The sequence below is a fragment of the Bradyrhizobium sp. genome (genome assembly GCF_019242285.1).
GTDB lineage: Bacteria > Pseudomonadota > Alphaproteobacteria > Rhizobiales > Xanthobacteraceae > Bradyrhizobium.
This window is the reverse complement of the sequence record NZ_JAFAVV010000355.1, coordinates 1-22,376: the sequence shown is the minus strand read 5'-3', so window position 1 is coordinate 22,376 and position 22,376 is coordinate 1. Positions and strand designations below refer to the sequence as shown.

The 22,376-nt window shown below is 64.9% G+C and carries 27 protein-coding genes and 1 pseudogene; 15 read left to right on the top strand and 13 right to left on the bottom strand.

Annotation, left to right across the window (positions count from 1 at the left end):
- From JOY90_RS14030 to JOY90_RS14005, 6 genes and pseudogenes are all read left to right on the top strand, one after another.
- Positions 1-594: pseudogene (locus JOY90_RS14030) on the top strand (hypothetical protein); the annotation flags it as partial.
- A 52-nt stretch (positions 595-646) separates the two neighbouring features.
- A complete protein-coding gene (locus JOY90_RS14025) occupies positions 647-1,891 on the top strand; it encodes an amino acid ABC transporter substrate-binding protein (protein WP_291691720.1) in 1,245 nt (414 codons plus the stop codon).
- A gap of 46 nt (positions 1,892-1,937) precedes the next feature.
- On the top strand, positions 1,938-2,822 hold the full coding sequence (locus JOY90_RS14020; RefSeq protein WP_291691719.1) for a branched-chain amino acid ABC transporter permease: 885 nt from the start codon (positions 1,938-1,940) through the stop codon (positions 2,820-2,822).
- Positions 2,823-2,825: 3 nt separating this feature from the next.
- Complete coding sequence (locus JOY90_RS14015) at positions 2,826-3,782, top strand: branched-chain amino acid ABC transporter permease (RefSeq protein ID WP_291691718.1); 957 nt, start codon at positions 2,826-2,828, stop codon at positions 3,780-3,782.
- Positions 3,779-4,528 (top strand): ABC transporter ATP-binding protein, encoded by a 750-nt coding sequence (locus JOY90_RS14010; RefSeq protein ID WP_291691717.1) that lies wholly within the window; start codon positions 3,779-3,781, stop codon positions 4,526-4,528. Before JOY90_RS14015 ends, JOY90_RS14010 begins: the two co-directional genes overlap by 4 nt.
- Entirely contained in the window at positions 4,518-5,255 is a 738-nt protein-coding gene (locus JOY90_RS14005; RefSeq protein ID WP_291691716.1) for an ABC transporter ATP-binding protein, read from the top strand. The genes JOY90_RS14010 and JOY90_RS14005 overlap by 11 nt, the downstream gene beginning before the upstream one ends.
- Here the strand turns inward: JOY90_RS14005 and JOY90_RS14000 are convergent.
- The 5 genes from JOY90_RS14000 to JOY90_RS13980 form a co-directional block, all read right to left on the bottom strand.
- A complete protein-coding gene (locus tag JOY90_RS14000; RefSeq protein WP_291691715.1) occupies positions 5,224-6,033 on the bottom strand; it encodes a TauD/TfdA family dioxygenase in 810 nt (269 codons plus the stop codon). The genes JOY90_RS14005 and JOY90_RS14000 overlap by 32 nt on opposite strands.
- A 228-nt stretch (positions 6,034-6,261) precedes the next feature.
- Positions 6,262-7,362 carry a serine/threonine protein kinase gene (locus JOY90_RS13995; RefSeq protein ID WP_291691714.1) on the bottom strand — a complete coding sequence of 367 codons (1,101 nt, stop codon included), beginning with the start codon at positions 7,360-7,362 and terminating at the stop codon, positions 6,262-6,264.
- A 7-nt stretch (positions 7,363-7,369) separates the two neighbouring features.
- Entirely contained in the window at positions 7,370-8,803 is a 1,434-nt protein-coding gene (trmFO, locus tag JOY90_RS13990; RefSeq protein WP_291691713.1) for a methylenetetrahydrofolate--tRNA-(uracil(54)-C(5))-methyltransferase (FADH(2)-oxidizing) TrmFO, read from the bottom strand.
- Between the two features lie 173 nt (positions 8,804-8,976).
- Positions 8,977-9,129, bottom strand: coding sequence for a DUF1127 domain-containing protein (locus tag JOY90_RS13985; protein ID WP_291691712.1), 153 nt, complete (start codon positions 9,127-9,129; stop codon positions 8,977-8,979).
- Between the two features lie 30 nt (positions 9,130-9,159).
- Positions 9,160-9,486 (bottom strand): hypothetical protein, encoded by a 327-nt coding sequence (locus JOY90_RS13980; protein ID WP_291691711.1) that lies wholly within the window; start codon positions 9,484-9,486, stop codon positions 9,160-9,162.
- 8 nt (positions 9,487-9,494) lie between these two features.
- Here JOY90_RS13980 and JOY90_RS40135 point away from each other — a divergent pair, with 8 nt between their 5' ends.
- A complete protein-coding gene (locus tag JOY90_RS40135; RefSeq protein WP_367276931.1) occupies positions 9,495-9,908 on the top strand; it encodes a hypothetical protein in 414 nt (137 codons plus the stop codon).
- A gap of 60 nt (positions 9,909-9,968) precedes the next feature.
- Here the strand turns inward: JOY90_RS40135 and JOY90_RS13970 are convergent, their stop codons facing one another.
- Both JOY90_RS13970 and JOY90_RS13965 read right to left on the bottom strand, forming a co-directional pair.
- A complete protein-coding gene (locus JOY90_RS13970; RefSeq protein WP_291691710.1) occupies positions 9,969-10,781 on the bottom strand; it encodes a lytic murein transglycosylase in 813 nt (270 codons plus the stop codon).
- A 231-nt stretch (positions 10,782-11,012) separates the two neighbouring features.
- Positions 11,013-11,927 (bottom strand): DUF2189 domain-containing protein, encoded by a 915-nt coding sequence (locus tag JOY90_RS13965; RefSeq protein WP_291691709.1) that lies wholly within the window; start codon positions 11,925-11,927, stop codon positions 11,013-11,015.
- Here JOY90_RS13965 and JOY90_RS13960 point away from each other — a divergent pair.
- Both JOY90_RS13960 and JOY90_RS13955 read left to right on the top strand, forming a co-directional pair.
- The gene (locus JOY90_RS13960) at positions 11,926-12,210 is read left to right on the top strand and encodes a hypothetical protein (RefSeq protein ID WP_291691708.1); all 285 of its coding nucleotides are present in this window, start codon (positions 11,926-11,928) and stop codon (positions 12,208-12,210) included. The two genes, JOY90_RS13965 and JOY90_RS13960, sit on opposite strands and share 2 nt — an antisense overlap.
- A gap of 93 nt (positions 12,211-12,303) precedes the next feature.
- Positions 12,304-12,723, top strand: coding sequence for a DUF3597 domain-containing protein (locus JOY90_RS13955; RefSeq protein ID WP_291691707.1), 420 nt, complete (start codon positions 12,304-12,306; stop codon positions 12,721-12,723).
- A gap of 74 nt (positions 12,724-12,797) precedes the next feature.
- Here the strand turns inward: JOY90_RS13955 and JOY90_RS13950 are convergent, their stop codons facing one another.
- The 3 genes from JOY90_RS13950 to JOY90_RS13940 all read right to left on the bottom strand — a co-directional run bounded on the left by JOY90_RS13950 (position 12,798) and on the right by JOY90_RS13940 (position 13,986).
- On the bottom strand, positions 12,798-12,962 hold the full coding sequence (locus tag JOY90_RS13950) for a DUF1127 domain-containing protein (RefSeq protein WP_291691706.1): 165 nt from the start codon (positions 12,960-12,962) through the stop codon (positions 12,798-12,800).
- A 131-nt stretch (positions 12,963-13,093) separates the two neighbouring features.
- Positions 13,094-13,366, bottom strand: a complete 273-nt coding sequence (locus tag JOY90_RS13945; RefSeq protein WP_291691705.1) for a GNAT family N-acetyltransferase — start codon at positions 13,364-13,366, stop codon at positions 13,094-13,096.
- A gap of 89 nt (positions 13,367-13,455) precedes the next feature.
- Positions 13,456-13,986, bottom strand: coding sequence for a DUF3828 domain-containing protein (locus JOY90_RS13940; RefSeq protein ID WP_291691704.1), 531 nt, complete (start codon positions 13,984-13,986; stop codon positions 13,456-13,458).
- 277 nt (positions 13,987-14,263) lie between these two features.
- Here JOY90_RS13940 and JOY90_RS13935 point away from each other — a divergent pair, with 277 nt between their 5' ends.
- From JOY90_RS13935 to JOY90_RS13925, 3 genes are read left to right on the top strand one after another with little or no spacing between them, the layout of a single operon-like run.
- Complete coding sequence (locus JOY90_RS13935; RefSeq protein ID WP_291691703.1) at positions 14,264-14,464, top strand: hypothetical protein; 201 nt, start codon at positions 14,264-14,266, stop codon at positions 14,462-14,464.
- 1 nt (position 14,465) lies between these two features.
- Complete coding sequence (locus JOY90_RS13930; protein ID WP_291691702.1) at positions 14,466-16,103, top strand: acyl-CoA synthetase; 1,638 nt, start codon at positions 14,466-14,468, stop codon at positions 16,101-16,103.
- A 6-nt stretch (positions 16,104-16,109) separates the two neighbouring features.
- Positions 16,110-17,003, top strand: coding sequence for a DUF296 domain-containing protein (locus JOY90_RS13925; RefSeq protein WP_291691701.1), 894 nt, complete (start codon positions 16,110-16,112; stop codon positions 17,001-17,003).
- 870 nt (positions 17,004-17,873) lie between these two features.
- Here JOY90_RS13925 and JOY90_RS13920 read toward each other — a convergent pair.
- Entirely contained in the window at positions 17,874-18,224 is a 351-nt protein-coding gene (locus JOY90_RS13920; protein ID WP_291691700.1) for a hypothetical protein, read from the bottom strand.
- An 80-nt stretch (positions 18,225-18,304) separates the two neighbouring features.
- On the opposite strand from JOY90_RS13920, the gene JOY90_RS13915 reads away from it, so the two are divergent.
- Positions 18,305-19,072, top strand: a complete 768-nt coding sequence (locus JOY90_RS13915; protein ID WP_291691699.1) for an AAA family ATPase — start codon at positions 18,305-18,307, stop codon at positions 19,070-19,072.
- A gap of 201 nt (positions 19,073-19,273) precedes the next feature.
- Positions 19,274-19,972: a UPF0149 family protein gene (locus JOY90_RS13910; RefSeq protein ID WP_291691698.1), complete on the top strand. Its 699-nt coding sequence runs from the start codon at positions 19,274-19,276 to the stop codon at positions 19,970-19,972.
- A gap of 114 nt (positions 19,973-20,086) precedes the next feature.
- Here the strand turns inward: JOY90_RS13910 and JOY90_RS13905 are convergent, their stop codons facing one another.
- Positions 20,087-20,737 carry an HAD-IA family hydrolase gene (locus JOY90_RS13905; protein ID WP_291691697.1) on the bottom strand — a complete coding sequence of 217 codons (651 nt, stop codon included), beginning with the start codon at positions 20,735-20,737 and terminating at the stop codon, positions 20,087-20,089.
- A 203-nt stretch (positions 20,738-20,940) separates the two neighbouring features.
- On the opposite strand from JOY90_RS13905, the gene JOY90_RS13900 reads away from it, so the two are divergent.
- Positions 20,941-21,588, top strand: a complete 648-nt coding sequence (locus tag JOY90_RS13900) for a hypothetical protein (RefSeq protein WP_291691696.1) — start codon at positions 20,941-20,943, stop codon at positions 21,586-21,588.
- A gap of 131 nt (positions 21,589-21,719) precedes the next feature.
- On the opposite strand, the gene JOY90_RS13895 is transcribed toward JOY90_RS13900, so the two are convergent.
- On the bottom strand, positions 21,720-22,376 hold a 657-nt coding region (locus JOY90_RS13895; RefSeq protein ID WP_291691695.1), incomplete at its 5' end, for an ATP-binding cassette domain-containing protein.

The window sequence follows — 22,376 nt, the reverse complement described above, 5'->3', positions numbered from 1 at the left end:
TCGCCGACGCTGGCTGCCGGCAGCCAGATCGCAAAGCATGTCCGGCCGGGCACCGAGTGCGTGCTGTACGGGAGGATCACCGACGTCCGCGGCAAGCCGCTTGCCGGCGCCACCGTCTCGGTCTGGCAGACCGGCGCGGACGGCCTCTACGACATCCAGGAAAACCCGGCCTCCACCGACTACCGGGGCGTGTTCGCCACCGATGCCGACGGGCTTTACATCGTGCGCACCGTCAGGCCGCGCGGCTACTCGATTCCGATGGACGGGCCGGTCGGCGCGATGGTGAAGGCGCAGGGCCGCCACGGCATGCGGCCGGCCCACATTCATTTCCTGGTCGGCGCCCCCGGCTATCGCGAACTCGTCACCGCACTTTATCTGCGCGACGATCCGCATCTCGCCGATGACGTCGTGTTCGGCTCCTCGGATGATCTCGCCGTGGACATTGTCCCTGATGATCCGGAGTGCCCCATCAAGGGGGTTCCGAGCATCCGGTTCGACTTGCGGCTGTCGCGCGAGGGCGAGGCCGACAAGACCAGCGGCCGGGTCGGCTCCGACCCATCGGCCATTCTCAAGGAGATGGCCTCCGCGAGTTAAGGGCGCACACGGGCGACACTCAACATCAAGAAGGGTGCCTAGAGGGGGAAGCATGAATCGCAGGTTATTGCTCGGCTGGGCGGCGGCCATCACCTTGCTCGGCCTGATGCCGGCGGCGCGGGCGGAAGAGCCGCCGATCAGGATCGGCATGTCGATGCCGCAAACCGGCGGGCTGGCCGGTGGCGGCAAGGCCTCGCTGCTCGGCATCGAGATCTGGCGCGACGACATCAACGCCCGCGGCGGCCTGCTTGGCCGCAAGGTCGAGCTGGTGGTCTATGACGACAAGTCGAGCGCCTCGGAGACGCCGGCGATCTATGCCAAGCTGCTCGACATCGACAAGGTCGACCTGCTGTTCGCGCCCTATGCGACGGTACCGACGGCGCCGATCATGCCGCTGGTCAAGCAGCGCGGCCTGCTCCTGATGGGGAACTTCTCGTTCCAGGTGAACAGCAAGGTTCACCACGACATGTGGTTCAACAATGCGCCCTGGGGCCCCGCCGACAGCTGGGCCACCGGCTTCCTGACACTCGGCCAGAAGGCCGGCGGCAAGACCATGGCGCTGCTCTCGGCTGACCAGGAATTCGCGCAAAACCTCGCGACCACCGCCCGCGACGTCGCCAAGAAGCTCGATCTGAATGTCGTGTTCGACCAGGCCTATCCGCCGAGCTTGGCCGAGTTCTCCAGCATCGTTCGCGCCATGAACGCGACCAAGCCCGATATCGTCTTCGTCGCATCCTATCCGCCGGATTCGGCGGCGATCCTGCGCGCCGTCAACGAGATCGGGGTCGGCGACAACGTCAGGATCTTCGGCGGGGCCATGGTCGGCCTGCAATTCGCCGCGGTCATGGAAAATCTCGGCTCGCTGATGAATGGCGTCGTCAATTTCAACACCTGGCTTCCCGAGCCCAGCATGTATTTCGACGGGACCAAGGAGTTCTTCGAGACCTATTCGAAGCGCGCCGTCGAGGCCAAGGTCGATCCGCTCGGCTATTATCTCGCGCCCTATGGCTACGCCATGGGCCAGATGGTCGAAGCGGCCGCCAATGCGACCAAGTCGCTCGATCAGAAGGGGCTCGCCAAATATCTGCACGAGAACACGATGCAGACCATCGTGGGGCCGATCACCTTTGCGGAAAACGGCGAATGGAAGGAGTCCTCGACGCTCGAGGCTCAGTTCCGCGGCGTCAAGGACAAGAACGTCGACCAGTTCCGCTCGCCCGGCAAGCAGGTGATCCTGTTTCCCGACCGATTGAAGACGGGCGACCTCATCACTCCCTTCGAGAAGGCCCGCGAATAAACTCGGCAGGTTTTCAGGACGTGCCAATGGCGGCGGGTTGAGGAGGATGGTTCAGGTGTTTTCGATCGACCTGCTCCGCGATGCCGTGGTGCTTGGCGTGCTGCTCGGCTGCTTCTACGCAGCCGTCAGCATCGGGCTTTCAATCTCGTTCGGCCTGCTCGACGTGCCCCAGGTCGCGCATCCCGCGTTCCTGGTACTCGCCTCCTATGGCGTCTATCTCCTCAACGACCGCTACGATATCGATCCGCTGCTCGCCGGGCTGATGCTCGCACCGTTGTTCTTCGCGCTCGGCATCATCACCTATCGAATCTATTACGAGACCTTCGAGCGGCGCGGCAGCGACGCCGCCGTGCGCGGCATCGCCTTCTTCTTCGGCGTCGCCTTCATCATCGAGGTGCTGATCATCGTGCAGTTCGGCGTCGACCAGCGCTCGGTGACCGCGCCCTATATCGGCAAGGCCTGGCGGTTCGGTGATCTGCGCATCCCGATCCGGCAGCTCGTCGCATTTGCGGTCGCGATGGGGCTGACCGTGCTGCTCGCCGCCTATCTGTCGAAGACTTTCATGGGCCGGGCGATCCGTGCCGTTGCCCAGGACGAGGAAGGCTTGCGGCTGATGGGGGCCGACCCGATCCGGGTCAAGCAGGTCGCCTTCGGCATCGCGACCGCGGTGGTCGCGGTCGCCGGTGCGCTGTTGATCGTGGTGGCGCCCGTCGAGCCCACGCTCGACCGCGTCTATATCGGACGAACCTTCTGCGTCGTCGTGATGGCTGGGCTCGGCAGCATCTCCGGCACGCTGATCGCTGCCATCATTCTCGGTGTCGCCGAATCGATCGTCCTGACCCTGTTCGGAGCCTCCTGGGCGCCGGCCATTTCGTTTGCGCTGCTGCTCGGCGTCCTCGCCGTGCGGCCGCAAGGCCTGCTCGGCAGGTGATCCGTGCAGCGTCGCTCCATTGCATTCTGGCTGGGGGCGGTGGTCTTTCTCGCCGCCATGCTCGCAATGACGCAGCTCGTGCGCAACGAGTACCCGTTCTTTGCGGGCTATGTGATCCTGCAATTCGTGGTGCTGGCGGTCGCCTGGACCATCCTTGGCGGCTATGCCGGCTACGTCAATTTCGGCACCAACGCCTTCTTCGGCGTCGGCGTCTACACCGCCGTGCTGCTGGTCAAGGCATTCGGGGCGCCGCTTCCAGTGCAGATCGCGACCGCTGCCGTGGTCGGCAGCCTGCTCGGGCTCGGCGTCGGCCTCCTGACATTGCGGATGCGCGGCATCTTCTTCTCCATCGCCACCATCGCGCTCGCGATCATCATCGAGACATCGATCACCAACTTTCGATTCGTCGGCGGCGCGGCCGGCATCCAGTTGCAGCGGCCACCGGTGACCGCGCCGTTCGACAGCTATGTCAAGATGCTGTTCTTCGTGCAGGCGCTGCTCGTGGTCATCGCGGTCGCGATCACGCGCGGCATCCAGAACTCCCGGATCGGGCGCGGCCTGCATGCGCTCAGGGATGACGAGCTTGCGGCGGAATGCACGGGCGTGCCGACCCTGCGGCTCAAGCTCCTCGCCTGCGTCATCTCGGGCGCGCTGATGGCGGCGGCGGGAGCGCCAGCCGCCATGTATCTGCAATACGCCAATCCGGATTCGGCCTTCAACCTGAACTATTCGGTCTCGGTGCTGGCGATGGCGCTGATCGGAGGGACCGCGCACTGGATCGGCCCGGTGCTCGGTGCGATCCTGCTCGGGGCGACCCAGCAGCTCCTCGCCGTGACGATCTCGTCTGAGGTGAACGTGCTGGTGCTCGGCGTCATGCTGGTGCTGTTCGTGGTGGCCGCGCCGAAGGGAGTGATCGGGCTGGTGCAAAGGCAGCCGAAGCGTCGGGGAGGCTCGAAATGACGGTCCCCGCAGCGCCGGACGCTCCCTTGCTGCGCATCGACGCGCTGACCAAGAGCTTTGGCGGATTCGTCGCGCTCAACGACGTCAGCGTGCAGGTTCGAAAAGGCGAGCGCTTCGGCCTGATCGGGCCGAACGGCTCGGGCAAGACGACACTGGTGCACTGCATTTCCGGCGCGCTGCGTCCGAACAAGGGCGCGGTGATTTTTGGCGGCGAGGACGTCACGCCATTGCCGCCGAACCAGCGCTCGCGGCGCGGCATCGCCCGCAGCTTCCAGATCCCGCGGCCGTTCCGAAGCATGACCGTGCTTGAGAACCTGATGGTGGCGCTCGATTTCGCTGCCGGCCGCGAGACGCTCGAATCCACCGCGCACCGCCGCGAGGCTGCGATGTCGATCCTGGCGCGGATCGGGCTCGCAGCGAAGGCGGAGTCGCCGACGGCGACGCTGACGCAGGTCGAACTGCGCAAGATGGAGCTCGCGCGCGCGATGGCGACGGGGCCCAAGCTCCTGATCTCGGACGAGGCGATGGCAGGACTGTCGACCTCAGAGGTCGACGAGGTGCTGGATCTCCTGATGAGCCTCGGCGGCGACGACATCGCCATCATCATGATCGAGCACATCATGCAGGCCGTGATGCGATTCTCCCAGCGCGTGATGTGCCTCGATGCGGGACGGATCATCGCGATCGGGCCGCCAGCCGAGGTGATGGCGAATGCGCGGGTGCAGGAGGCCTATCTTGGCACTTAGCCTCGCGATCGACGGCCTCGATGCCGGCTATGGCGCGGTCAAGGCGCTGCGCGGCGTGGCGTTGCAGGTGGAGGCCGGCGAGACCGTCGCGCTGCTCGGCACCAATGGCAATGGCAAGAGCACACTGATGAAGTGCGTCATGGGCATGGTCCGTCCGGAACGCGGCACCGTCTCGCTGACGGTGGACGGCAAGGCGCATGATCTGACCTGGCTGTCGCCGGAGGCAATCGTCGATCTCGGCGTGGCGCTGGTGCCGGAGGGCAGGCGGCTGTTTCCGAAGCTGACGGTTGCGGAAAACCTGATGCTCGGCGCCTTCCGCAAGGCGGCGCGCAAGGCCATCCAGCATAATCTTGCGATGGCATTCGAGACCTTTCCGGTCTTGAAGGAGCGGCGACGCCAGCTCGCCGGCACGCTGTCCGGCGGGCAGCAGCAGATGCTGGCGATCGCACGGGCGCTGATGTCGTCGCCGCGTCTTCTGCTGATCGACGAGCCCTCGGTCGGCCTGTCGCCGCTCCTGGTATCGCAGACCATCGGCAAGATCGGCGAGCTCAAGCAGAGCTTCGGCCTGACCGTGCTGATGGCCGAGCAGAACTTCAACCAGGCGATTCGCATCGCCGACCGCGGCTACATCATTGTGCACGGCGAGATCGCGGTCGCGGCCTCGTCCGTCGACGAGCTGAAAGCCAACGACATCGTCAAGCGGCTGTATCTCGGCGGCGCTCCGTGAGCCTCGTCCGGCTCATGGCCCAGCGTGGGCTGTCCTCGAACGGGCCGCGCTGCTGCAGGGTGCAGCGCCTGTCCGATATCACGAGGTCGCCGGCCTGCCAGGCATGCTCCCAGCAGAATTCCGGATGCTCGACATATTGCCAGAGCTCGTCGAGCAGGGCCTCGGATTCAGCAGGCTTCAGGCCGAGCAGATAGGCGTTGCGCCGCCGTCCGAGACGAAGCATCTGCCGCCCGGTGTCGGGATGATGGCAGACCAGCGGACGAGCCGCTCCATGCGGGGGTCGCCAATCACCGCTCGGCTTGGATCGATGACGGTCGATCCCATCGCACTCGAAGATAGCCGAGCCATGGCCGATCTCGAGATTGGCGATGCGGCGCCTCAGCGCCGGCGGCAGCGAATCGTGCAGTGCATGAAGGCTGCAGAACGAGGCGCTGCGCCCATGTGGCGGCATCTCGCGGGCGTGGAGCAGGCTCACGATGGGCGGTGTCTCGAGGCAGGAGAACGCCCCGCTCACCCTCACCGTCGACATGGGGGCGATTTTCGACAGCCCCTTGACCAGGCGACGGCTGAAGGCGATCAGGTCGTGGCCCACGAGCGACTGTCCGCGGACCAGCAGGACCTGATGCTGCAGCAGGGCGCGCATGAACGCGGCGTATTGCCAGTCGCCGAACGATTTGATGTCGACGTTCCGCACCTCAGCGCCGAGTGCGGCTCCCATTGGCATCACCTCGATCAGGCTGCTGTCCGTTTTGCGTGCAGCGTTGCTCACAGGATGCACAATCGTCTCCCCGAACGATCCCAGTTCAGGTATTCGACCACGGAAATTTGTCGGGCTTGTTTCTGATCGGCGACATTTCGCGGGAAGATGACAGCACGATTGGCAAATTGTTGGCGGATCGGACGCTCTCTGTCAAAAATAGGACGCGCGCGATCCGTCAGGATGATATCGAGACTCCCATCCTTGCATTCGAAGGCGTCGTTGATTGGTGGCTCGGGCGCGTCGTCGTCAGGTCGACGGAAGGCTCAGGCCGCTCGCCTCGAAGTTGAAGCGGTCGCGCAGATTCTTGCGCTGTTCCAGGATGTCCTTGAGGAAGGCGCGATCGGTCTCGTTCGCCATCATCGGCTCGATCAGGTCGAGCTGGTTCATCGCCACGAGCTGCAGGATCTCGGTGCGCGGCCTGCCGGTGGCATCGCGCGGCAGGGCGTGCACCACCTGGATGTGCTCCGGCGGTTTCGGGCCCTTGGCAACGGCGAGCTCATGGCGCAATTGCGTTTCGAGTGAGGGCTTGTCGGCCTCGACAAAGGCGTAGAGGCCGACGCCGGTGCGGCGATCGGCAAAGGCCACGATGGCGGTGTCGCGTACGTCGATATTCCTGCGGATCAATTCGGCCAGCACGGGCGCGTCATTGACGAGTCGCCTGCCGCCGCCTTCGCGGTCGGTGAAATTGAACACGCCGCGCGTGATGGCGCGATAGACCTTCTTGCCGGTCATGAGCCAGACGCGCGCGACCAGCGACTTGCGCGCCAGGATGCGGCGTTCCTTCGGCGTCAGCGATTCCGGCGCATAGCTGCGCTTGTGCTTCAACAGATGCCGCAGGTCCTCGTAAGCGGCGATGCGGAACAGGCGGCTGCGCCGCGTAAAGCAGGCGGCAAGCTGGAAGTCGGTGAGATAGCAGCGGCCGTCGGTGCCGCGCAGCCAGTTCTGCTCCTTGGCGAGGTCGTTGTGACAGATGCCCGCGCGATGCAGCCGCCGCAGCGCCGCCTTGGCCGAGCGGAAATAGGCGACGTCGCCGTGAGGTTTTGCCAGATGCAGCGCGACGCCGTCGATGAAGCCGCGCACCAGGGCGCTGCGGCCGGCCCAGAGCAGCTCGGGCCCGACATTGAGTCCCTTGGCCAAGGTCAGCGCCTTGCGCTCGCGCGCGAACAGGTGCCGTGCGGGAAGGTAGGACCACCATGGCACCCGATCGAGCCGCCGCAGCACCGCATCGACCTCGCCGCGCTCGCTGCGGAAGCGGCCGCGCTCCACGGTCGAGAACACGTCGCGCTTGAGCAGCACGCCTTCGATCCAGCGCGCCGACAGGGTCTCGGCGTCGTCCTCCAGGCTCATGAGATGCTCACGCCGCTGCCGGGAAGGCGAGATGTGCGGCGATCCAGCGATCGAGATCGGCGAGCGCCCGCGCGCTCATCGCCTGCTTTTTCGCCACCGTCTTCTCGTTGCCGCGCAATCGCGTGCCGTCCGGCTTCTTCGTCGGCGCCTGGTCCAGCGGCGGAAATAATCCGAAATTGATGTTCATGGGCTGGAAGGAGCGGTCGTCCGTTTCGGTCGTCTCGAGGTGGCCGCCGGTGATATGGCCTAGCAGGGCGCCGAGCGCCGTGGTCGCCGGTGGCGGCGGCAGCGCCCGGCCGCGGGCCTCGGCGGAGACGTAGAGCCCGGCGATCAGTCCCATACCGGCGGATTCGACATACCCTTCGCAGCCGGTCATCTGTCCGGCGAATCGCAGCCACGGCGCCGCACGCAGTCGGAGTTGGCCGTCGAGGAGCTTTGGCGAATTGAGGAAGGTGTTCCGGTGCAATCCGCCGAGCCGCGCAAACTCGGCCTGCTCGAGTCCGGGAATGGTCCGGAAGATGCGCTGTTGCGGGCCGTATTTCAGCTTGGTCTGGAATCCGACCATGTTGTAGAGCGTGCCGAGCCTGTTGTCCTGGCGGAGCTGGACGATGGCGTAGGGCTTCAACGTCGGATTGTGCGGATTGGTGAGGCCGACGGGCTTCATCGGCCCATGCCGCAGCGTCTCATGCCCGCGCTCGGCCATCACCTCGATCGGCAGGCAACCGTCGAAATAGGGCGTGCTCTTTTCCCATTCCCGGAAGTCGGTCTTCTCGCCCGCGAGCAGCGCCGCGACGAAGGCGTCGTATTGCTCCCTAGTCATCGGGCAATTGATGTAGTCGGCGCCGGTGCCGCCGGGGCCGGCCTTGTCGTAGCGCGACTGGAACCAGGCGATCGACATGTCGATCGTGTCCTTGTGCACGATGGGTGCGATCGCATCGAAGAAGGCGAGCGCGCTCTCCCCGGTCAGGGCGCGGATCGCATCGGCCAGCGGCGCCGAGGTGAGCGGGCCGGTCGCGACGATGACGTTACCCCAGTCGGACGGCGGCAGGCCCGCGACCTCGCCGCGACTGATGTCGATGGCCGGGTGTTCGGCGAGGGTCCGGGTAACCTCGGTCGAGAATCCCTCCCGGTCCACTGCCAGGGCGCCTCCGGCGGGCACCTGGTTGGCGTCCGCCGCGCGCATGATCAGCGAACCCAGGCGGCGCATTTCGGCATGCAGCAGCCCGACCGCATTGTTGGCGGCATCGTCCGAACGGAAGGAATTGGAACAGACGAGCTCTGCCAGGGCGTCGGTGCGGTGCGCCTCGGTCATCCGGAGCGGACGCATCTCGTGCAGCACGACGGGAATGCCAGCCTGGGCGACCTGCCAAGCGGCTTCGGAGCCGGCGAGCCCGGCGCCGACGACGTGAACGGTTTTCGAAGCGGTGACGGTCCCAGTCATAGCCGCAGCGTTAGCGCGTTTTCAGCGAAAGCGCATCGGCATCGGGGCCGGCACCAGAGCAAAAACACGGTCAGTGTTGCTGGCAGTGACCGATTGAGCAGGGCGAGTTCTAGAAACGATAGCGCCCGCGTGACAGCGGGCGCTATCCGTTCAACGAAGTCGGCCGAATGAAATCAGCCGTTGTAGGTTCCGGCGGCCACGCGCGGAATGTCGGAACGATCGAGGCCGATATCGGCCAGTTCACGGTCGCTGAGCTGCGAGAGCTCGTTGACATTGCGCTGATAGTCCCGGAACGCCTTGATCATGCGGATCAGCGAGAGCAGCATTTTAGTCTCCTTGCAGTCAGATTCAGCTCTTCACCCGAGCTGGATCATTGAAATGAATATAGAACAGTAGTCGCGCTGCCAGTAGGGATTATGTTGCGGTGCAGCTAAGCAGGAAATGCATGCCTTTGAACGACCGGTTAAACTTTGGTTTCGGGCATCCGTCGCCATGGACGCGCGCAGATACATTGCAAATGATCGCAAGATCACAGTATTACCGCGCTGCACGATAAAAGAACCATCCAGCGAAATGGATTGAGGATCAAACAATTGCGACCATTTCCATACCGCACGACTATGCGCCATTGCATGAGTGATTCGGTCGATGTTTATGAATATAAATTCACTATTTTGTTTCATGCGACAGAATGACGCAGATTCGCATGAGAGCTCTGCGGCGGGCGCCCATCACATTTTTCTCGCAGGGAATTCATTCTGCACCCGCATGTCCGTCAGCAAAAAGATCGTTCCGCGGATCCGGCAATGGAGTCGGCTCTGTGCAACAAGAATGGAAAGCAACAATGCGCAACAAACTATTGGGAGCAGCCGTCCTTGCGGCTGTCGTCACCGCCATCGTTCCCGCCCAGGCCGCAAAGATGATGGGCTGCAGCGGTCCGAACCTGACCAAGGCCGAGGATGGGGTCGATGCGATGGCCGACGGCCCGAACAAGTTCACCGCGCAGAAGGAGATCGCGATGGCTCAGGACGCGATGCTGAGCGGCAAGATGGGTGCCTGCGGCATGCATCTGACGAAGGCCATGCACTCCGAAATGGGCAAGTGATCCGCGCCTGTCGATGATCGGCGGGGGCCGGTTGCGGAGGCGGTCGGCCCCTTGCAAAGACTAGGGCGCGTGAGCGAGCTGGGTGGCAAAATAGGCGACCGTGCGCGCGTAGACCTCGCTCTTGTTCCATTGCTGCAGCACCGGGAAATTCGGGCTGCCGGGCTGCCAGTCCTTGCCGCGCTGCCAGCCGTAGTTTTTCAGGTAGTTCGCGGTCGACGCCAGCACATCGGGCACATTGTGCAGGAGGTCGCGCCGGCCATTGCCGTCGAAATCGACGGCGTATTTCATCCAGGATGACGGCATGAACTGGGTCTGGCCGATCTCGCCGGCCCAGGCCCCGCGCATGTCGGCAGGTGTGAGGTCGCCCCGGTCGACGATCCGCAACGCGTCCATCAACTCGCCGCGAAACTCGTCGGCGCGGCGGCAGTCATAGGCGAGGGTCGCGAGCGAGCGCAGGGTGGCGAACTTTCCGGAATTGACGCCGAAATCGGTCTCCAGCCCCCAGATCGCGACCAGAACCTCGCCTGGAACGCCATAGCTCTCCTCGATGCGGGACAGCACCGAACCATACTGCTTCATCATGTTGGAGCCGCGGGTCAGCCGCGGCGGCACCATCCGGCTGGAGAACTCCTCGAAGGTCTGGCTGAACACCTTCTGCGAATGATCCCGCGACAACACGCTCTGATCGAGCGTCACGCCGTTCAGGCCGGCGAGGGCATTTGGCGAGATTCCCTTGCCGGCGGCCTCCTTCTTGAAGTCGGCGAGCCAGGAGTCGAAGCTCCCATTGCCGCAAGGCGCCGCCGCTGCGGCGGCCAGTGGCGACGCCAGGGCCGCGCCGACGGCCAAAGCTGCAAGGACAAGACGAAAGGACATCAGGGGCACCAACTGAGGAATGATCGATTCGAGGATGACCCGGCCGACGGGGGTGTCGTGGCCAACCTCGGCCAAAGCAAGGCTATCCCGCCACGGTCAGGTGTTCGTGACGAATTAGACCTCGATCATTTGACAGGCAATAGGCGGTAAAGTTCCTTTGAACGCCTTTCAACGATCGGGACGGCAGATTGGCGAGCAATGTCCGCGCTCTGCCGTCCGAACTTCATTCACTTATGCATCATCACGCCGCCGCCATGGGAACAGGTTGGCCGGAAAATCCGCTGCGGGCTTCCGCTCACGCGGTGGACGGGGCGGAATCGGGCGCGCGTTCGGATCGATGGTGACCGCCGCACGGTAGAGGTGCCAGGAAGCATGGCCGAGCAGCGGGATGACCACGGCGAGGCCGAGGAACAGCGGGATCGATCCGGCGACCAGCAGCGCCGCCACGATCAAGCCCCACGCTGCAATCGTGACCGGGTTCCTGGCGGCGACGCGGATCGAGGTCACCATGGCCTCGCCGGCGCCCGCGTGCCGATCGAGCATCATCGGAAACGACACGATGCTGATGCAAAGCGCCACCAGCGCAAACAGGAAACCGACGCCGCAGCCGACCACGATCAGCCACCAGCCCTGCGGCGTCGTGAGCACGCGCTGGACGAAGTCGGAGACGCCCGAGGCGCCCTCATAGCCGAACACCGCGACATAGATCGCTTGCGCGGTCGCCACCCAGGTCACGAACAGCGCGAGCAGCAGCGTGCCGAGCCCCAGCATCGCGCCGAAGGACGGCGATCGCACCACGTCGAGCGCGTCCCAGGCGGAAGGCTCCTCGCCGCGCTCGCGGCGGCTGCTCAACTCGTAGAGCGGCAGCGCCGCGAACGGACCGAGCAGCGCGAACCCCGCGGCCAGCGGGAACAGCATCGGCACCACCGCATAGCCGAACGTCGTGCGCGCCAGCACGAGGCCGAGCACGGGATAGATCACGCACAGGATGATGGCGTGGCTCGGCACCGCCTTGAAGTCCTCCCAGCCGCGCCGCAGCGCCTGTTGCAGGTCGGACATGCCGATGGTCCGGATGGCGGGGCCAGCCGCACTGTCCTGTGCGGACGGGGCGCGCGGCGTGACATTGCCTTGGTATGGTGTGGCCATGGTCGTCAGCTCCCTTCGCGCGGCCGCCTTCCGCGCCGGGCGAGGGCGCCGACGGCCGCTTGCCGAAACGATCGCGATCGAAGCCAGACGCGAGAAGCTCATGGTCCGTGTCGCGAAGCGAACGCACACCATACTCCGAAACCTCGAAAGCGTGACTCACGGCTCAGTGAAAAATTTTCCCGCAGCGCAAACCACGGCACCCGCCATTCCGCCGTCGTTTCGCCGCGGCGCGGCTCGAATCGACATCCAGTTCGCATTTGGCAAGTACCGCACGGACGGCTAGATTCGCTGGATATCCGGGGGACGGATGCCGCGCGGCAAAAACCGGCCGCTTCGGCCTTTCACGCCAAATTGCCAGTCCAATTGGGAGCAAGGGATGAGTGTTTTCGGAAAGATCATGGGCGCGATTTTCGGCCATTCGGCAGCGGCGGGAGCTGGGCCGGCAACAGGCGGGACAACGACGACCAGCAGCGCGCCGGCAGGCGCACCTTCGTCTGCCGCGCCTACGGGAACTGCGCCTTCGGCCGCACCCGCCCAGAGCGTGGACGTCGCCGTGATCGTCGACAAGGCGGCTGCGGCCAAGCACGAGAAGCTGGAGTGGCGGACCTCGATCGTCGACCTGATGAAGGCGCTCGACATCGATTCGAGCCTCGCCGCCCGCAAGGAGCTCGCCAAGGAGCTCGGCTATCACGGCGACACCAACGACTCGGCCAGCATGAACGTCTGGCTGCACAAGGAGGTCATGGCAAAGCTCGCCGCCAATGGCGGCAAGCTGCCTCCGGAGATCAAGCACTGAACGCTGCGGCGATCTCGGCCGCAGGGAAGCCCGCTTCTGGCGGGCTTTTCCGCTGACGGGCGTCGTACGCGAGCCTAGTGCGCGGAGCGCTCGGCCTGACGCCAGGCCGCGGCGCGCAGCTCGGCGCGGTTCAGCCCGATGTCGGACAGCATGTGGTCGTCGAGATCTTCCATGCTGAGAAGCTGGGATCGATAGCGCAGGTATTGCTTGATCGAGCCGTAAAGAGCCGCAATGAACATCGCCGTTCCCCGGGGAATTTGTGATCTGTTGAAAGCCCGGGGCCAGTGGATGCGCCTTCCAGTATCGAAGCCGTTAAGAAAGGCCTCCGCAAGATTGCGGATCGGCGGGGAATAGCCTCATCTTGCGGCCCCTATGGCGTCAGATCCGCGTATTCCGGATGCTTGGCGAGATAGTCCGCCACGAACGAGCAGCCGGCGATGACCCTGCGTCCATCGGCCCTGATCAGCTCGAGCACTCCCTTGACCAGCTCGGAGGCGATGCCGCGGCCGCGTAACGCGCGCGGCGTCTCGGTGTGGGTGATGATGACGGAGTCCGCGGTGAGCCGATAATTGGCAAAGGCCAGCCCGCCTTCGACGTCGAGCTCGAAACGTTGTTGCAGCTTGTTGTCGCGGACGGCAGGCATGGGTTTCAATCTGGGTTTCAAGTTCCGGCGGGATCGACCTCGTATTTGGGAGCCCGGCCTCGTGAATGCAAATCGGGGCGTCCGGCCGGCTAATATTTCAGGGACTCTTCGAGCAGCTTCCGCACCGACCACGGCTCGCCGTCGATCGCGCCCCTGATGTCGTCGATCTTCCAGCCGGTCGCCTCGCGCACGAAGTCATAACGGACGACCTGGTCGGCGGCGACCTTAGGCGGCGCGCGGCGGCCGATGATGGAGACCGCGATCACGGCCTTGTCGGCGTCGGTCTTCTCCGCCGCGACCTTGAACGACTTGACGTCCGGGTCCTGCGAATTGGTGACGGGATCGAACTCGATCGGTCCGACATCGCCCTTCTGCGTGTGCGCGTCGGCCCTGGCCCAGAGGTCGATCAGCGCTTTCGAAAGGTACTTGGCCTTGGCCGCGGCGTTCACGATGACGAAGCCGCCGCCGCCATCGCCCTTGCCCTTGGCGACGCGGGTGTAGATCGCGGTTGCAATTGCCACGGGATCGTTTGCTGCGGCGGGCTCGGCGAAAGCGGCGTGCGGGCCGACGGTCCCGAGCAGGCCAATGATCGATACGGCAAAGGCGCGGCGGCTCAGCATGGTCTTTATCTCGTTTTCGGGGGTGATGCGGTGGAGGAAAAGAAATCGTCGCAAAGCGCGCTTCTCGATTGGACTTCGTCAGGTCGAACCAGGTTCACGACATTTCGATCGTGACCGGCGTGGCGGCAATATCGCGCCGCAACCGGGGGCATACGCAGCGGGTCTTGCGACGGATTGCGGGATGACGATAAAGAAGCTGGTCGGTCAAGCTCAGGCCTTCCGGACCTGCAAAGCCGCCCGTCTTGCGTGAATGTCTTGCGTTGAATGAGGAAACCCCATGAAGCTCGTGCTGATGCTGCTCGGCGTCGTCCTGTTGGTGATCGCCGCCGTCTATTTCCTGGTGCCGGCGGATCAATTGCCGAGCTTCCTGCCGGGACATGAGGAGGGTGTGACACGGGTGCACGCCAAGCACGGCATCGTCTCCGGCGTGGCCGGGCTGGTGCTGCTTGCGGCCGGCATCTGGATGGGGCGCCGCTGAGATGAGCGACGCGGCGGCCAGCACCTCCTCCTCGCGCGGTGGTCAGCTCAGGATGTCGCGCCGCGTCATGAATCTCGGGCATATCCTCACCCAGAATGCACGGCGGCACGGCGACCGCACAGGCTTCGTCTGGGGTGAGCGATCCTGGACCTGGAACGAGATCGACCGCGCCGTCTCCGCGCTTGCCGCTGCGCTGGCCGAGCGCGGTATCGCCAAGGGCGACCGCATCCTCGTGCATTCCAAGAACTGCGAGGAGATGTTCTGGTCGATGTTCGCCGCGTTCCGGCTCGGCGCGGTGTGGGTGCCGACCAATTTCCGCCTGATGCCGGAAGAGGTCGCCTATCTCGCCACCGCCTCGGGCGCGAAGGCGTTCCTCTGCCACGGTGATTTTCCCGATCATGCCGGCGCGGTGTCGGGGCCTGACTTCATCTGGCGGATTGGCGGGGAGGGCGCCTTCGGCGAGCGCACACTCGGTGACGCGATCAAGGCGCACGAGGGGGCCGACACCGGCAATGTCGCGGTCGAGTACGACGATCCCTGCTGGTTCTTCTTCACCTCCGGCACCACCGGTCGCTCCAAGGCCGCGGTCCTGACTCATGGCCAGATGGCCTTCGTCATCACCAACCATCTCGCCGATCTCACGCCCGGCACGACGGAGGAGGACGCCTCGCTGGTGGTCGCGCCATTGTCGCACGGTGCCGGCGTGCATCAGTTGATGCAGAGCGCGCGCGGGGCGAAGACCGTGCTGCTGCCGACCGAGAAATTCGACATCGCCGAGGCGTTCCGGCTGATCGAGCGGCATCGGGTGACCAATCTCTTCACCGTGCCGACGATCCTGAAGATGATGGTCGAGCATCCCGCGGTCGACAAATTCGATCATTCCTCGCTGCGCCATGTGATCTATGCCGGCGCGCCGATGTACCGCGAGGACCAGAAGGCGGCGCTGAGCAGGCTCGGCAAGGTCATCGTGCAATATTTCGGGCTCGGCGAGGTCACCGGCAACATCACCGTGCTGCCGGCGGCACTGCACGAGGCCGAGGACGGGCCTGAGGCGCGCGTCGGCACCTGCGGCTACGAGCGGTTGGGCATGCAGGTCTCGATCCAGGACGATAGCGGCCGCGAGTTGAAGCCGTTTGAGACCGGCGAGATTTGCGTGATCGGGCCCGCAGTGTTCGCGGGCTATTACGACAATCCCGAGGCCAACGCGAAAGCGTTCCGCGACGGCTGGTTCCGCACCGGCGATCTCGGCCATAGGGACGAGCAGGGTTTTGTCTATATCACCGGCCGTGCCTCCGACATGTACATTTCCGGCGGCTCGAACATCTACCCGCGCGAGGTCGAGGAGAAGATCCTGACCCATCCCGCGATCGGCGAGGTCGCAGTCCTCGGCGTTCCCGATCCGGTGTGGGGCGAGGTCGGTGTTGCCGTCTGCGTGGCACGCGAGGGCGCGAGCACCGTGAGCGAGGCCGACATGGCGGCGTTCCTCGGCCCAAAAGTGCCGCGCTACAAGATGCCGAAACGGTTCTTCTTCTGGGATGCCTTGCCGAAATCCGGCTATGGCAAGATCCCGAAGCGGCTGGTGCGCAATGAGCTGGAAGCGCGTGGGCTGCTCGATCCCACGCCCAAGAAGCCGGACTGAGGCGCCATGCGCCGCATCGAGCAACCCGGGCCGCCGAATCCAGAACGCATCCAATGGGTGGAGGCGCGCGGCCGCGCCTTTTCGTTCACGCTGGAGCCTGGGCTGCCTCTGCTCGAAGCCGCACGGCACGGCTTCGCAGCCGAAGGTTTTGCCGGCGGCACGCTGAACATCCGCGGCGGCGCGCTCGGTCCGTTCGCCTATGTGATGCCGGCGCTGTCGAAGACGACAGAGCACGCCGCCTTCTACAGCGATACGTTCCGTCCGGGCGGCGTCACACGGCTGAAGCTTGCGACCCTCACGCTCGGTGTTCGCGACGGCGCGCCATTCTTTCATTGCCACGGCCTGTGGCGCGAGGCCGACGGGCGCGACAATGGCGGCCACATGCTGCCGGAGGAGACCGTCGTCGCCGAGCCGCTCGCGGCCGAAGCTTTCGGCATCGACGGCGCGGTGTTCGCCGCGGAGCCTGATCCGGAGACGAATTTCAAGCTGTTCGGTCCCGTGCCGGCGGAGGCGAGGGGAGCGAGCACGACGAGCCGCGCCTTCGCCCTGAGGCTGCGGCCGAACCAGGATGTCGCCGGCGCGCTGGAAGATTTCTGCTGCGCGCACGGCATCGCGGGTGGAAGGATCCATGGCGGCGTCGGCTCGACCATCGGCGCGCGCTTCGTCGATGACAGCATCGTCGAGCCCTTTGCCACCGAGCTTGCGATCACATCCGGCATGATCGCGCCCGGCGTCGGCGGCGCGCTGGAGGCCGCGCTCGACGTTGCGCTGGTCGACTACACCGGCGGGCTCGCGCAAGGCCGGCTCGTCCGCGGCGACAATCCCGTGCTGATGACCATGGAGCTCGTGCTCGAGGCGATGGAGCAAGACTTCGTCCGTCAGAATTGTAGGGTGGGCTGAGGCGCGAAGCGCCGTGCCCACCATCTCTCCACGGCATTGCTCTCGAATGGTGGGCACGCTTCTGTCTCTGCGTGGCACGCTTCGGTGCATGTGGCCGCTTTGCCCACCCTATAGCAGTGCGATCGAAGTATCATCCCGTGTCGTCGCCCGGCTTGACCGGGCGATCCAGCATTCCAGAGACAGTTGTTTTCATCCGAGAGGCCTCTGGGATGCTGGATGCCCGCCTTCGCGGGCATGACAGTCGGGCATACGCTCGCATTCTCGCGACGGGATTTTGTCCGAGTCTTGCAAGCAATCCGCCCTCGAAGATCAAGGAGGGCGCAGGGAAGACCGGATGCCAGCTGCACCCATGGCCCGCCTGCAACAAGAAACGCAGGCGGCAGTCACCACAGGTACGAGCCGATCAACCGGCCTTCCCTGCGCGATGGGTTACGGCTTATACGTGCTCTCCCCGGGGAGCGGGCTTTCTTGCCCCCGTCACCCATGTGATGCGAAGCATCATCACGAGCTTGACGCCAGCGTCGCGGCGCCAGGACCACACGATTTCGCAGTCCGCGTCATGCCGCTCGTCTCGCAGCGCGTCCGCGTCCATCGCATCCCGCCCCGCGTGTCGTGACGATCGCGAAGCGCCCCTCCGGTCGAGACGGGACGGCGCGGAGAATACCGCTGATTTGGCTGTGCGTCAAGGAAGATTCTGAAAATCGGAAGGTTGTGGCTGCGGCCGATTGGCACGACGGGCAGTTTGCGCATGCCGGGCATGCGGCTGTGTCATCTAGAGCTTCCGTTCCGATGGAATCGGAACGGAAGCTCCAGCTTGTTTTTGACGCGTTTTCTTCACGCGAACCGGTATCCACTTCGCTCGAAAGCGCCCTAACTGCGGATATTCTTGCCGGTGCCCTTTCGGCGCTTGCGCACATGCACGTTGATGTCGAGATCGATGGTGCTGACGCAGGTCTGCGCGGTGCGGTGCGAGCCGTCTTCGTACCACGCTCCGGTGCGAACGCGCGCTTGCGTCACGTTGCGAAGCCGCAGGCAGCGCCATTGCGGCAGCGCCCCTGAGCTTTCGCCCGCAAACTGCCAGGCCAGCACGACTTCCTCGCCGCCCCTGCTGGTGCCGATGATGTGGGGGCAGAGTTCGCGGTAGCGGCCGTCATAGACGCAGGTGACCTGCTGCTCGGCCAGGATCGCGTGTCGGAACAGGGAATAGGTCGTACTTGGCATCAGCGTGGTCAGGCAAGATGGTTCTTGTTGTGTTCCGGGCGGTATCAAGGGTAGGATAGTCAGGGTGGCGGGGAGAACCTATGGGCCGGGGACGAAAGCGCGACATCCGCCTGCCGGCACCGTATCTGAAGCGGATCTGGCTCGATCCATCTCTTATTCCCGATCCCGAGGCGTATCCGTTCTGTCTGCCTTTCCTGCGCGATGCGTTCGAGCTGACCTTCGAGAAGGCCATCACCATCATCGTCGGCGAGAATGGCACCGGCAAGTCGACCTTGCTGGAGGGCATCGCCGCGCTGGCCGGCTATGACGGCGCCGGCGGTGGCAAGGGCTACACGCCGGTCGACCATTCGGGCGCGCTCGAGGTGATGGGGGGAGAATTGTCGGAGGCGTTGCGCGCGAGCTGGCTGCCGAAAATCACGAATGGCTGGTTCTTTCGTGCGGAGAGCTTTTTCTCGGTGGCGAGGTATCAGGACCGGATGGCGCTCGAATGGGGCGGTACCGCGCCCAATTTTCTTTCGTACTCCCACGGTGAGGGTTTCCTGCGCTTCTTCGATGAACGCTGCCAGCGGCAGGGCATCTTCATCTTCGACGAGCCGGAGTCGGCACTGTCGCCGGCGCGGCAGATCGAATTCCTGAAACTGATGCGGCGAATGGACGAGATCGGCCATTGCCAGGTCATCATGGCCACGCATTCGCCGATCCTGATGGCCTATCCGAATGCGACCCTGTTGGGGTTGTCCAAGTACGGGCTTGAGCCCGTCACCGTGCGCGAGACCGACCACTTCAGGACGCTCCGCGAATTCTGCGAGGACCCCAAGGGATTCGTCGAGGCGGCAATCACGGAATGAGGGGGCGCGGCAGAGGGGTTGAGCAGTACCGTGGTTCTCCGTGCGGGCGGCCGGGCACGGCCATTTTTCCCGCAATCGCGTCTGGACAATCCGGAACGGGATTGCGACATCAGGCAGGAGAGCGCGCGGCTGCCCCGCCAGGACCCATCCGGGCCGCGCCGCGTTTCGTTGAATGGATGGGTCTGAGGGAAGGAGGGTCCGATGCCCGGTATATCGGCTCGCCACAAGCAGCTCGACGAGGAGCTGTTCGCTCTCGGTGAGGACACCATGATGCTGGAGGAGCTGGACGGCTTCATTGCCGGACTGCTGGTATGCCCGGATCTGGTCACGCCCAATGAATGGCTCCCGGTGATCTGGGATGAGCGCGAGGACCGGCAATCTCCGTTCGAGACCGTCGATCATGCCAACCGGGTGTTCGCGCTCATCATGGATCACTACAACGAAGTGGTCATGACCCTGATGGACCGCCCGGAGGATTATTGGCCGCTGTTCTCGGTCCGCGACGACGAGGTGGTCTGGCAGATCTGGATGGAGGGTTTCGCGACGGCTGTCAGCCTGCGACCGAACGCATGGGAGAAGCTGCTCGAGGACAATGAGGAAACCTCCGAAGCCATGATGGGCCTGCTGGCGCTGGTCGAGATCGTCTACGAGAACAAGGACCTGCCGCGCGGCTTCGTCGAGGAGCTCAGCGAGCGCGCGGTCGATCTCATCCCCGAATGGATCGTCACCCTCAACAACCATCGGCTGGTGCATCACAAGGGGCCGCCCGCGGCCGTCGTGCACGCGCCCGGCAGCGACCCGATCTTGCTGCCGACCGACCAGCCCCAAGGCAAGGCCGGCAACGATCCGTGCCCGTGCGGCTCAGGCAAGAAATACAGGCTCTGCTGCGGGCTGAATTGAGCGCTACCATCTTTGATGCGCAGGATGGGTCGAGCGGCAGCGAAACCCATCATCTCGCGATGTGATGGGTTTCGCGTCTGCCTTCGTGTGTCGAACGGCGCAGGGACGGTCCGCTCAACCGCTCCTGCGCACCGCATCACTCGCGACCAGCGCGCGCGTGATGTCGTCCATCCCTTCGAACACATGGTCCGGCGCGAGTGCGTGCAGCGCAGGCGCGGCCGCATAGCCCCAGGTGACGGCGCCGCAGGCGATGCCGGCCGCACGCGCGGCTTCGATGTCGCGGGTCTCGTCGCCGATCGAAATCGCGGCGGCCGCATCGACACCGGCACGCCGCAGCACGCGGCGGAATTTTTGCGGCTTGCCGAACACCGCCGCGGTGCAGTCGTAATGCGAGAACAGCGCCGCCAGCGGACCGAGCCTCTCGCGCGCATTGCGTTCGCTGTCGGATGACACCAGCGCCAGAACCAGGCCCGCCTCACGCAGCGAACGCAGCATGATGTCGACGCCGGCAAACAGCGGGATGTGCGCGGCGTGCTCGGCCTTCAGCCGCCGTGTGTATCGCGCGATCAGCGGCAATTTCCACAGCGGCACCTCGAGATGCGCAAGGATCTCGCGCGTCGACGCATGCCGCAGCATCTCGACATCGCCGTCCTCGACCCGCCGGAAGCCGAAGCGGTCGGCGACGTCGTTCACATGGCGCCGAAACCAGGGGACGCTGTCGACCAATGTGCCGTCGAGATCGAAGATGACGAGGGAGTAGAGCATCCGCAGATCAGTACGCAAACCAACTGGACTGGATCATGCCCACGTCTCGTAGCGGGCCTTGATGACGTTTCGGCCGGACATAGTCACGTTTTGGTGCCGGTGTCGATTGGTAGAAGTTTTGAGGTAGAGTTTTTGTCGCGCCGGCCGCGCGGGCGTCCGCAGCAATGGCGCAGGCAAAGCATGGTTCATGGTTGGAGGGCAACTTGACGGAGACGCTGGTTGAGACGCTCCACGTCGACCGCTTCAAATCGTTGCGCGGCGGCGATCCGCGGCTGATCGTGGCCGAGGCGGAAGCGGCGGCGGATGCGATCGAGGCGCGTATCGGCGAGCCCTCCGGCACCCTGGCCGCGGCCGAACGCGAGGCGCTCATGGCCGCGCAGCGGCTATGCTTCAATGCCGCCGCGGACCGCTGGCCCGGCTGGGAGGAGGCGTCGCAATGGCCCGCGCCGACGAGAGCGGAGCTGCATAGAGGCCTCGCTCTCGCGCGGCGCTCGTCAGCGCTGGTGCATCGTCTGGACCTCGGACCCCTCCGGGAAGGGACGTCGCATTGGATGATCGGCGCCTGTCATCTCGCGCTCGGCGAGACCGACGACGCGCTCGCCGCGTTCTCACTCGCCGTGTCCCGCTATCAGTCGGCGCCGGCGCCGGGACCGGCCCGGCTCGCGCAAGGCTACATCGCCATCGCCTACGAGGCGGCGGCTCGCGCGCGGCCCGACGGTGTCGCGAGCTTCGAGGAAGCGCAAGCGGCCCTCGCGGCCGGCGGCTTCGAGGATGCGGCGGCGTGGGGCAAGCAATTGGATGTCGCGCGGCGCGTGTTTGTGGGCGATGGCAGCCCGTTTCGGACGCGGTAGAGCATCAAGGGTAAAGCGGCTTAACCGCAGGCATAACCCGCCGGACGTGAGCGGCGGATCGCTTCCGCCTTCGCTCTTCGAGCTTCGGCAGTCGCTCATCCGTCCTACGCGTCTGGGTTCGCGGTCACCCTTCACTCCGCCGCCTCGCTCGCGTTCCTGCTGCCGCCGCTCGCCTTCTTCGGTTTGCCTGCCTTCTCCAGCACCGGCTTCAAAAACTTCCCCGTGTAGCTCCGCGGTGCCTTGACGATGTCTTCCGGCGGGCCCCAGGCGACGATCTCGCCGCCGCCGTCGCCGCCTTCGGGGCCGAGGTCGATCACCCAGTCGGCGGTCTTGATCACCTCGAGATTGTGCTCGATCACCACCACCGTGTTGCCCTGCGCCACCAGCTCGTGCAGCACCTCCAGCAGCTTCTTGACGTCGTGGAAGTGCAGGCCGGTGGTCGGCTCGTCCAGGATATAGAGCGTGCGGCCGGTGGCACGCTTGGACAATTCCTTGGCGAGCTTGACGCGCTGGGCCTCGCCGCCCGACAGCGTGGTCGCCTGCTGGCCGACATGGATGTAGTCGAGGCCGACGCGGTGCAGGGTGTTGAAGGTCTCGCGCACGCGCGGCACCGCCTTGAAGAACTCGGCGGCTTCCTCCACGGTCATGTCGAGCACGTCGGCGATCGACTTGCCCTTGAACAGCACCTCGAGCGTCTCGCGGTTGTAGCGCTTGCCCTTGCAGACGTCGCAGGTGACGTAGACGTCCGGCAGGAAGTGCATCTCGATCTTGATGACGCCGTCGCCCTG